This is a genomic window from Spirosoma liriopis, assembly GCF_023196085.1.
Classification (GTDB): domain Bacteria; phylum Bacteroidota; class Bacteroidia; order Cytophagales; family Spirosomataceae; genus Spirosoma; species Spirosoma oryzicola.
Genome location: NZ_JALPRF010000019.1, coordinates 1 through 7271, shown reverse-complemented (window position 1 = coordinate 7271; position 7271 = coordinate 1). Strand labels below are relative to the sequence as shown.

The following is a 7271-nucleotide window of genomic DNA, read 5'->3' as shown; positions in this document are numbered from 1 at the left end:
TACACCGCGAAGGGAAAAACGCCTTAAAAGCCAAGTTTCGCGCTCTGTTAGATACATACATTCAGCAACGGGAGGCTCTGAATGCCCTGACCAATGGTCGTGCCGTGAAGGATTTGCAAGAGCACATCCGCAGCCAAATAGACAATCTGTAATCGTTTATCCTCTTGGCTTCGGCCATCCGATTCAACTATGCCCCACATCAACATTACCGCCAGCAGTAGCGGCAGCAATGCCGGCAGCTGTGGCCAGCTGGTGGAGTACCTGGAGAAAGAAAACAACCTAAAGCCTGAACACAAGGCCGAATTGTGGTTCAACCAAGGTCGTGACGATCTACGCCCTTACGAGGTACGCCAAGACATTGACAGCAATACAGCTAAGCTCAAACAGAGTGAAGCCAAGTTCTACCTAGTCAACATCAGCCCCTCCCAGAAAGAACTACAACACATTGGCAACGACCCTCAGAAGCTCAAAGACTACGCCCGTCGTGTGATGGCCGAGTACGCAGCCAACTTTCAGAAGGGGTTGGGTCCTGACGATGTGAAGTGGTACGGCAAAGTGGAATACAACCGGGGGTACAAATGGACTGATGCCGACGTGAAGCAGGGTTTGCACCAGCGGGGGGAGTTGAAAGCGGGTTCTCAGATGCACGTTCAGATCATTGTGAGCCGCAAGGACATGCAGAATCAACGGCTGTTAAGTCCACTAACCAACCATCGAGGTCAGGGCAAGAGTGCCGAGCATGGCCACAAGTTCGGCCAGTTTAACCGGGTCGCGTTCAAACAGAGCTGTGAGCGGACTTTTGATACCCAACTGGATTATCGTCGAGATCTGGAAGAGAGTTTCCGCTATCAGAACACCATGAGCAACGGCACCGTCCAGGAACGGGTCGCTATGACGCTTGAACTACGAGATGTTCAGCACGAGCGACAGCAGCAGTTAGCGTTAGATCTACGGCGGGCTGAAGACCTACGCTTACAGCTCGAACAGGTTAAGCGAGTTGAGCTAAGCCAGCAACGCGAAATGTCCCTACAGCCCGAGCAGAAGCATAGCCGAGGGCTAAGTCTATGAAGGGATCAAAGCGTGGTGGTTCTACTATAGGGATTATTGCGCCATGCTCGCTTAACTGTCAGCAGGGCTAGTAAGAAGTCGAAGAATACATTACTTCCATGTTTTTAATCAATCATAGACTCTATTTCGCGAGCTAAGTAACTAAAATTGAGGCAATAGCGAAAATCAATTGTTGGGCACAAACAGAAAAACCGTTGAGGTCTAGCCCCCGGCATCAACAGATAGTGGTACAGCTACTTGCAGCTGAATTGTATACATTTGTTGTCCCATTGTAATTAGATTGTTATGTCCAAACAAGGTCCCATCCTCTTAATCGAGGATGATGAAGACGACCAACTACTTATTAGCCGAGCGATCCGAAGTCTAAACGTCGTAAATCCAATCAAGGTCTTTCACAATGGCCAGGAGGCCCTAGACTATCTTGAAGTAGCTCAACAGCAACCGTTTTTGATCTTATGTGACATCAATATGCCCCTGCTCAATGGGTTAGAGCTAAGGGCTAAGATCAATCAAAGCGACTACCTACGCGAGAAAGCAATTCCCTTTGTATTTCTGACGACAAGCGCCAGTGCCGAAGCGATTCGCGAAGCCTACCATGAATCGGTACAAGGCTTCTATCAGAAAGCGGCTACCTTTAATGAACTGGAAAAACAGATTCGGCTAATTGTCGAATACTGGCAGAGTTGTTTACACCCAAATAGTCGCCTGTACTAGTTATTGGAAAGGGAACAGAAAAGGGCGGTTACATCGGATGTAACCGCCCTTTTCTGTTCCCTTTTTACCCCTTGTAAAAATTGTATTTTTCTGAGGGGTGTTGTATAAGAGTTCTTATGTTAAGCGATTATTCCGAGAAGAGAGCAGCTACAGAGCTAAGTAAAACTAGCAGAAAAGAAGCTTACTTGACCACCAACCTTGCACCCGTCTTGCTGTCTGTATGCCGATTCGAAAGAAGCCGCTTAGTAGAGATACCATCATTGCGATTGCCGCTACAGTCACCAGCGTTTGTGCCCTGATAGTGGCCGTTTACCAAACCAAGCTAAGTCGCGAACAACAGCTCAATTCGGTTTGGCCCTATCTGATTACCTACGAAGCCATTGATGAACACCAGAAGTCAAGCCTAATGGTGGCTAACTATGGGATCGGACCAGCAATCATCGATAGTGTTAGACTGGTTTATAAAGGCAAGTCCTACCGGCTACCCACCCAAGTGGTTAGTGAGATCTCCAAGCAACACAACCGAGGAGAGTATGGTATGCCTTGGAGTCACACCGGCTTGGGCAAAGGGTTTGTCATTCCTCAGGGCCAAGTTTTCACTTGGATTACGGTGAACGATTCAAGTGATAATGCGATCTTCAGAGCCGAAACACCTCAGATAAAGAGTTCCATCTACTACCACTCAATTTATGGTGAGCATTGGCATTCCGTGCTCAATGATGGAAGCGAGATGGTCGTACCTGATTAGTCTAGATTAACATAAAATCACTTATACAACAGGTCTGTAAGAAACCGGACCTTTTAGCTTTTGACTTATCATATGAAATCCTTACTACTTTTTTTGGCGGTATTTGGTCCATCGACTACCTACCTATCCGCTCAAAGCCGGATCTCAATAGCACCCACGTACTGGTACAATTATAATTCCAATTCTTATCAGGCCGACGTAGCATTTTTAGGATCCAATAGTCGAATCAACGTCGATGAGCATAATCTAACTTCATCGTTTGGGTTGAGCGCCCACTATCAATTTGCTCCTAAATGGGATGCATCCGTAGGGGCACTCTATTACCGAGGAAAAGCCAATTTGATTATATTAAGCGGTCAGGGAGAGCGTATTCCCTATACCCAAGAGGGGTGGCAAGTTCCCGTTTTAGTGAATTACCAATTGACGAGCAGTCGTTTATCTCCTTATTTTTCAATTGGTGCTCTTTTTGCCAAGAGCACAACGATTACTAGTGGGTCTATTGGGACAAGCGGCCTGGTTGGTGCCGGCTTGAGCTACCGATTTAGTTCAGCTTTATCGCTCTTATTGCAGCCTACAGCTAGTTATTCATTCAATAGACCAGGTATCAATGAGGTAGTACAATTTTCCAATTTTATCAATTATACTCTAGGTGTTCAAACACAATTAAGCTGGTACTTTTAATATGTATTTCTTTCCTTAATTACATAATATAATGCTATTTATATAACAGCAATGACTACAACGTTTAGCAGCTTGGTAGAGTCTATAAAAAGGTAGCGTAAGACATATTCACCAATAATTTCAGTAGTTCACCTTATCCAAAAATCCATGAAAATTCGCTCAGCTATTTCTATTCTAGCAGTAGTATCCATTTTTAGTTGTAAAGAGCCTAATCTGTTTAATTCATATCGTGATATCGGTTCGTTTTCTACTCGAATTGAAGGACAAAATCAGGCCATTTCTCATATACTTGGCAAGTACGGTTCGCTGTCAACTAATGACAAGTCTTACAAAGTAAAGTACACCAGAAGTAATGCGCCGTCCTCAGAACACCCTCAAAACGCTCTTTGGTACAATAAGAGCCAAGAAGTTTTGGGTTTAGAAGTGAGTCCTCCTGATGGAGTTTCTTGCTCTTGGAAGAACGTAACAAAAGATATTTTAGAACGAGCTGCTAAGTCAAGTAATGCTATGCTCACAATCGATTCTTTGGCCGTACCCAGTCAACCAACTAATACCTGCCTAAGATAGCTTCATGTATACAAAAAGAGTTTAGAAGAAAAGTACAAAGCCTAACTATCAATCAGAATAGTCAGGCTTTGTACTTTGTGAAGGAGTGTTGTATAACTAATTTTATGTTATTCGATTAAAAGAGGAAGGATGGATTTGTGAAAGTTTCTATCTACTCGAAAGAATACAAAATTCACTGAGGTCTTATAGCTGTGACATCAATCAAACCTGTAGTTTGACTACAGCTCCCTGTTGGGGTTTTATAGCGAATCCATACTGAAGCGGGTAATTTCAATTTAGCTGCATCATCGTAGGGCTTAGGCAGTTCAAGTACTCGGTATAAACCGTCGTTTTCCATTTGAAGCGTATAGCCTCCACTACAAGCCACAAACCCGACTGTATAATTGATTATTGTTGCCTTGACTTCTTCGGGCTCAACCGCGCTTTTGTGACAGTCGGTCAAACAAAGTAAGAGTAGAAGAACAAAGAAAATCTTCATGATTGTCATGTTTTTCTACAGGATTCTAATAGCTGCATGTCCGTTGTAACATTCTCCCAAATCTGTTGTATAAGTGCCGTTATGTTAAGCTTATGAGCTTGCTGTTAATATAAACCAGATTACCCCTCCGAAGAAAATACACAAACCTCCTAAAAATAGTATCGTATTTACGGGGTGGCCTAACCGAATAGTATAGCCTATACCAGTCATTAACCAACCAATAAATACGGTTAACAGAGCCAATATTAGACGAGCAGTCCTTGGTAGCTTCATGAACGGGTCAACCCTGTTGTATAATCTGAATTATGTAAAGTGATGCCCCATGTAAGACAAGAGAAGCCATTTGTAAGACACAATTTTAGACGTGTAAGACAAATAAGCCATTTTGTAAGACACGTCTTTTGATTTGTAAGACAAAACAGTAAAAATGTCTTACAGCCTTATTTTTTACCTGTTTTTCTCTAATTATGTGTCTTACATCTGTAAGACAATCGTATGGAGACACCACCATTAGCACCCACACCGCCTGAGAAGCCCATTTCAATTAAATCTACCAGCCCGGTCACTTGGTCAATTCGGGGTGTAGAACGAGAAACGCGCTCAATCATAGAAAAAGCCGCTGAGCGAGCCGGAAAAACATTGGGTCAATACGTAAATGAAGACATCCGAAGCTTGGTACAAGATCAGCTTACTCAAAGCCAGTTACCAGCTGCTCCGATGGATATTCAAAACCAAATTGACCATTTAACCAAGATGGTTGAAAGCATTGCCAATCGAATACCTGAGCAGGGTAAAAAGACATTCTGGCAGCGCCTATTTGGTTAATCACTCTTTGCCTTTGTCTCAAGACCGAATACTTTGGCTGTATAGCTACCAAGATTTTTGACCTTACCATCTGCTGCTTTAGTTTGGATGTCATAGAGTTGACGGTTGATTGTTTCAACCGAGTGAGCCGCGAGAATAGCCTCTGCTTGGTCAGCTCTTAGTCGGAACTGCTTAACTAGACGTTCGTGCAACGATGAAGCTGGTACAGATTCGGTTTTAGCTTGATAAAACACTTCAAACTCTACTTCAATAACTGGTTTACGACCGCGTCCAGGCCGATCCCCATAAATGGGCTTGTAAGTAAATTTGATATCAGTATGCCCGTTGATTTCTCTTGAAGATACATCAAGGACCTTCTTTTCAAAATGAGTCCATTTTACATAGCTATCTTGACCTGTTTTCGGATCAATGATACCGAGCATCGTCTTCAGTTCAGTTAAGTTGCGTCGGAAGGTCTTGTCCTTCATGTTTTTGAACATGCATAGTAACTCATAAATCCGCTTTGCATAGGCTGAATTAAGTGAGATAGCCGCAGCAAGTTGAACTTTGGTAAACTTGCTATGGAGGTGGATATAAAAAGGCCTAACTTCATCTGAAAGCCCAATTTCGATAATACCTGTTCCTTTTTTGTAGCGGGCAGATGATATAAAAGTGGCCTGCAAGAGATCCCCATCTGGCAAAGTAGTTTCAAACACACGTCCTAACAATTTACGAGTAGCTTGTTTGTAAGCTTCAAGCATTAACCCCTTCGAGCCAGTTACTTCAGCCATTTCTTTAACTGACACTTGATACTTCTTTGTTGGTGCATCGTCTTTGTGAACAGAAGCGACAACCATATATAGAATGTTTTTTTCAGTCTCAGTCATTTCATACCGAGCTACTGTTAAAGCATTGTCTTGCCAGATCTCTACAGGTTTAGGCATCTCATTGGTTTTTAGGCAAATGTAAAAGTTATCTTTAAAAGTTTATAGATAACAAAAAAAAAACATTTAATAAATATCAAAAGGCAACTTATTAACCATTGTTTCAACGATTAAAAGGCAACTTATTAGCGATTTTCAACGATTAAAAGGCAACTTATTAGCGATTAAAAGACAACTTATTAAAGTTATCCACACTATAAAAGTCTGTAAAATAGATAGTTATAAGCCCTATTTTTCGCTTACAAGTGTATAACAAGAGATATTTGAAACACACAAACACTTGTCTCGCGCGCGATCGCGTGTATACGCGTACAAGGGATTGCCTTGTGATGAAGTGTTTGACAGGTAGGGTTTAGAAAGTTAAGCTTCGACTAAAAAAAAGTTAGAAAGGGAAACAAAACGGGAAAAGAGCGAGGACATCAAAAAACAAAGGGCGCGAAGCGAGAAAACAAAGCGCGAAGCGGTCTTTTTAAAGAGCAAGCGGGAATTACGCTACGCGATAATTCTCACTTGCTCTACGAGGTCACTATGCTCGTAATCAATTAGTTAGGAAATGTTTTTACTATTAGCTAGTAAGCGAAAAGTATATTTTAGATCTAAAAACCCTTTTTTTAGCAATTTTAGGCTACTTTTAGTATATTCTAACGCTTAATTATGGATAAAATAGCCAATAAGTCGGTCCGCTTCGGTGGCGATACGGACCTGAAATTCAGTAAGTTAAGTGAAAAGCTCGGTCGCTCTAAGCAAGAGTTGTTTAGCCAGATGGTGGACTATTTTTACAAATCCCAGAAGGATCCGGGCGATCTGAATGACGAATTGCTCAAGAAAGAGCTGGGTCAGGGTATCAATCGGATCATTTCCTTCATTAAGACTCAGGAAAAGGAAGCCTTAACGCCCCTGATGGCCGATCAACGCCAGTTGCAACGCCAGTTAACGGGTTTGCTGGATCAGTTTTCAGCCTTTTTCCACTTCGACGAGCAACGCTACATCCACGGCTTTTACCTCAAAAGCCAGGGAGAGCGCCAAAAGGAGGGTCAAAACTTGGCCGACCAGCAGGACAAATTGTACAAACATCAACAGGATATGGCCGCAGAGCTGCAAAAACTACTCTCAGAGGCACGAACTTATCAAAGTGAGGGAAAAGTACACCGCGAAGGGAAAAACGCCTTAAAAGCCAAGTTTCGCGCTCTGTTAGATACATACATTCAGCAACGGGAGGCTCTGAATGCCCTGACCAATGGTCGTGCCGTGAAGGATTTGCAAGAGC

At 42.8% G+C, this 7271-nt stretch carries 9 protein-coding genes; 7 read left to right on the top strand and 2 right to left on the bottom strand.

From position 1 onward, the window contains the following. The first annotated feature begins 189 nt into the window (after positions 1–189). From M0L20_RS29985 to M0L20_RS29965, 5 genes are all read left to right on the top strand, one after another. Positions 190–1068, top strand: a complete 879-nt coding sequence (locus tag M0L20_RS29985; protein ID WP_248481017.1) for a DUF5712 family protein — start codon at positions 190–192, stop codon at positions 1066–1068. A 285-nt stretch (positions 1069–1353) separates the two neighbouring features. Further along, complete coding sequence (locus tag M0L20_RS29980; protein ID WP_248481016.1) at positions 1354–1782, top strand: response regulator; 429 nt, start codon at positions 1354–1356, stop codon at positions 1780–1782. Between the two features lie 220 nt (positions 1783–2002). After that, entirely contained in the window at positions 2003–2530 is a 528-nt protein-coding gene (locus tag M0L20_RS29975; RefSeq protein ID WP_248481015.1) for a DUF8453 domain-containing protein, read from the top strand. Positions 2531–2602: 72 nt separating this feature from the next. After that, entirely contained in the window at positions 2603–3211 is a 609-nt protein-coding gene (locus M0L20_RS29970; protein WP_248481014.1) for a hypothetical protein, read from the top strand. A gap of 147 nt (positions 3212–3358) precedes the next feature. Next, positions 3359–3778, top strand: a complete 420-nt coding sequence (locus tag M0L20_RS29965) for a hypothetical protein (RefSeq protein ID WP_248481013.1) — start codon at positions 3359–3361, stop codon at positions 3776–3778. A gap of 172 nt (positions 3779–3950) precedes the next feature. Here the strand turns inward: M0L20_RS29965 and M0L20_RS29960 are convergent, their stop codons facing one another. Next, positions 3951–4256, bottom strand: coding sequence for a hypothetical protein (locus M0L20_RS29960; RefSeq protein ID WP_248481012.1), 306 nt, complete (start codon positions 4254–4256; stop codon positions 3951–3953). 495 nt (positions 4257–4751) lie between these two features. Here M0L20_RS29960 and M0L20_RS29955 point away from each other — a divergent pair, with 495 nt between their 5' ends. After that, positions 4752–5081 carry a hypothetical protein gene (locus tag M0L20_RS29955; protein ID WP_248481011.1) on the top strand — a complete coding sequence of 110 codons (330 nt, stop codon included), beginning with the start codon at positions 4752–4754 and terminating at the stop codon, positions 5079–5081. On the opposite strand, the gene M0L20_RS29950 is transcribed toward M0L20_RS29955, so the two are convergent. Next, positions 5078–6004 (bottom strand): replication initiation protein, encoded by a 927-nt coding sequence (locus M0L20_RS29950; RefSeq protein WP_248481009.1) that lies wholly within the window; start codon positions 6002–6004, stop codon positions 5078–5080. The genes M0L20_RS29955 and M0L20_RS29950 overlap by 4 nt on opposite strands. A gap of 654 nt (positions 6005–6658) precedes the next feature. On the opposite strand from M0L20_RS29950, the gene M0L20_RS29945 reads away from it, so the two are divergent. Beyond that, the coding region (locus M0L20_RS29945; RefSeq protein ID WP_248481008.1) for a BfmA/BtgA family mobilization protein at positions 6659–7271 on the top strand (613 nt) is incomplete at its 3' end.